Origin of the sequence: Microcystis sp. LE19-10.1B (assembly GCF_027530565.1) — a bacterium.
Classification (GTDB): domain Bacteria; phylum Cyanobacteriota; class Cyanobacteriia; order Cyanobacteriales; family Microcystaceae; genus Microcystis; species Microcystis aeruginosa.
The window spans coordinates 1-3,116 of record NZ_JAPZQM010000558.1; the positions used below are offsets into that span (position 1 = coordinate 1).

The 3,116-nt window shown below is 41.0% G+C and carries 5 protein-coding genes; 3 read left to right on the plus strand and 2 right to left on the minus strand.

Annotated features, from left to right (window positions below):
* Positions 1–532 (minus strand): RNA-guided endonuclease InsQ/TnpB family protein (locus O9332_RS20250; protein WP_502846660.1); only part of this gene is annotated, 532 nt, incomplete at its 3' end.
* 151 nt (positions 533–683) lie between these two features.
* Complete coding sequence (locus O9332_RS20255) at positions 684–974, minus strand: small RNA NsiR4-regulated ssr1528 family protein (RefSeq protein WP_002732452.1); 291 nt, start codon at positions 972–974, stop codon at positions 684–686.
* 20 nt (positions 975–994) lie between these two features.
* Here O9332_RS20255 and O9332_RS20260 point away from each other — a divergent pair, with 20 nt between their 5' ends.
* Genes O9332_RS20260 through bcp form a run of 3 tightly spaced genes read left to right on the plus strand, consistent with a single transcriptional unit; the run spans position 995 to position 2,801 of the window.
* A complete protein-coding gene (locus O9332_RS20260; protein ID WP_002761005.1) occupies positions 995–1,483 on the plus strand; it encodes a BlaI/MecI/CopY family transcriptional regulator in 489 nt (162 codons plus the stop codon).
* Positions 1,483–2,331, plus strand: coding sequence for a M56 family metallopeptidase (locus O9332_RS20265; protein WP_288027119.1), 849 nt, complete (start codon positions 1,483–1,485; stop codon positions 2,329–2,331). Before O9332_RS20260 ends, O9332_RS20265 begins: the two co-directional genes overlap by 1 nt.
* 2 nt (positions 2,332–2,333) lie before the next feature.
* A complete protein-coding gene (gene bcp, locus O9332_RS20270) occupies positions 2,334–2,801 on the plus strand; it encodes a thioredoxin-dependent thiol peroxidase (protein WP_288027121.1) in 468 nt (155 codons plus the stop codon).
* The last annotated feature ends 315 nt before the right edge of the window (positions 2,802–3,116 follow it).

Below are 3,116 nucleotides of genomic sequence, written 5' to 3' on the forward strand. Positions count from 1 at the left end.
GTGGGGTTATATCTCTAGCATCGAGTTTTAGCATTAACTGGCAATAATATCCATCAGCCCTTTTAACTATTCTTATCCGTTGAATTTGCCATTCTTGAAAATCCAACAAGTCTCGACTACCAATTAGTTTTAACTCCCCAATGTTTTTCCCATCAGTGAAAGTTATTCTCTTGGAATTTCGATTAAGTTGCCAACCTGACTTTTTAAACTCAACAGAATGAGTACGTTTAGAGTATTTAGGATATCCTTTCTTACCAGCAATTTTGTTCTTACAGTTATTATAGAACCTAAGAATAGCAGTCCAAGTCCGTTCGCAAGCCTGTTGACAAGCTGTAGAGTTAAGGTCTTGAACAAAAGGGTATTCACTTCTTAATTGAGTGACATATTTATATACATCCTTTTGTCCTACACCTTTATTGTCTTCCCAATATCTAAGACATTTATTCCGAACAAACTGGACTGTCCGAATAGCCTCATCAATGGCTTGATATTGAGATGGTTTTCCTCTAAGCTTGTACTCTAAAACAAACATTTTGCGTTATCGACCTACCACGCAAACTACTCTAGCATACTAAAGTTAAATTGGCAACTATAGATTAGAGTTATTCTTAGTCGTGCTTCGCTGTTCTATGCTGGCGGAACTTTTCATCTCCGAGGTGAAACCGAGAGATGAAAAGCCGACATTATAGGTAAAAAGCGATTTCTTTCTCCTTGAGAGGGGCAAAATCGGCGGCTAACAACAGCTGATTTAATTCCTCTTGGGGGATATGTTTAGCCCCGATGCGGACAATTCGCGATCTCATCGTGTTAGAAACCCCGCTTCTTTGTCGTCCTGCTTCCAAACCCATTACCCGGTGATAAAGTTCCAATTTTGCCGGGGGAATTGGGGAACCATCAAAATCAATGCCATTAGCGATCGCCACATCAATGGCATCAGCGCCCGTAGTTGTGGTTAAATTAGTTTCGGTGGACATAAAGACAATATAAAGGATCGTTGCTATTTTATCAGGCGATCGATATCCGCCGCTATGATCAGGAAAGTAATCTTCATTTCTGTGTGACTATGGCTCAATTGCCGACCTATCAACCAAAACAGTTATCCCTGGGCCCCCTGGAAGCGGAAATTCTCAATATTGTCTGGGAATTGGAACCCGTTAGCGTTAAGGATGTCCACGATCGCATTTTAGCGGATCCGGAACGAGATCTGGCCTATACTTCTGTGACTACGGTACTGCGTCGTTTAACTAATAAAGGCTGGTTAAGTTGTTATAAAAAGGGTCGGATTTTCTACTGGAAACCGATGGTTTCTAAGGAACAAGCACAGGCAATTAAAGCCTACGAACAATTACATCGTTTTTTGGCTATTGGTAATGCGGATGTGGTGGCTTCTTTTGCCGATAGTCTCGATACTGCTAGTGTCGAACAATTAAAAGCGATCGCATCTCGTTTAGATACCCTGCGTCAACAACGGAGAGAAAGCTAATGCACGGTTCAATGTTATTACTAGCATTAACTATCGCCATTGGTTTACGTTGGTTTCTGCCCAGCTATCAGCGTCGTTGGCAGATAACGCTATTTTTCTTTCTCTTTCCTCCTTTGCTGCTGTTAATGACAGTTATATCGGTGGTTTGTATGGGCTATCGCGGGCAAATGTTGGGTTATAACTCCAGTTTAATTAGTTACTTTAGTGCTATAATTTGGCTAGTTTTTGCTATATTGTGTTTGATAAAACTCTCCTATCAAACTTGGCAAACCCATCGGGATTTTAGCAGTTATCCCCTCAAAAAAATCACCGCTCAGAAGGCGAGAGTTTTAGCAGTGGATTTTCCCTACAGTGCCAGAGTTGGCTTCTGGAAGTCGGAATTAATTGTAACCCAAGGATTATTAAATCTCTTAGATCAAGAACATTTACAAGCAGTTTTAGCCCACGAACAAGCTCACCAAGAATATCATGACACTTTCTGGTTTTTCTGGTTAGGTTGGTTGCGATCGATGTCTTCTTGGCTGCCCAATAGCGAGAATTTATGGTCAGAATTGGTCTTCTTGCGGGAATTGCGCGCCGATAAGTATGCTTCTGGACAAGTGGATTATTTACTATTAGCTGAATCGCTGCTTTTAGTGGCAGAAAAAGTTAATCAAGTAGCGGAAATAAGTTTCTCCGATAGTTGCTGTGTCGCTCTCAATGATCATTCTTTAAATAATTGTTTATTAGAGAGAATCGATGCTTTAGTCGAGTCAGAAAACCCCGAACTTCCCAGATTTAACTATCAAGTCTGGCTATTGCTTTCCCTCTCCCTCGCTCCTTTCTTACTCTTGCCTTTACACTCCTAAAAATGACCCTAGAAGTTGGACAAAAAGCCCCCGAATTTGCCACCCCCAACCAAAGGGGGGAAATTAGTAAATTAGCAGATTTTGCCGGTCAATGGTTGGTCTTATATTTTTATCCCAAAGATAACACTCCGGGCTGCAGCACAGAAGCGATCGATTTTACCGCTTTGTCGCCGCAATTTCAGCAATTAAATGCGGTAATTCTGGGAGTTAGTCCCGATTCAGAAAAGTCCCACTGTCGTTTTATTGAAAAACACAATTTAACTATTCAATTATTGAGCGATCCCGAACATCAACAGGCGGAAATTTATCAAGTCTGGGGATTAAAAAAATTTATGGGCAAGGAATATATGGGGATTAGACGCTCCACTTTCCTGATCGACCCCCGGGGAAATATTGCCTATATTTGGTCAAATGTCAAGGTAAAAGCCCATGCAGAAGCGGTTTTGAAAAAACTTGAGGAATTGCAGTAGGAAGCCCCTAGTAGTCGATTTTTTCTGGGTACTGATCGCGCTCTTTTAAGTACCTAAGCAAAATTAATTACACATCTAAGCCGTCAGACTTCGTCGTGAGATCAGTAGTTCGACAAGCTCACTAACATGAACACTTTTTGCTGTGATTAGTAAACAGTAATCAGTGATCAGTGAGGCTCTTCGGTTTGTGTTATGCAATGGACGGGGGTTATAAGGGATGGAACCCTTACATAGAAAGGCATTTAGCGATTTTTGTCAATTGTTTTTGCTCTAGAGCAAACTAATCAATTAAGTCTCTTACCAGATAAGGATTTA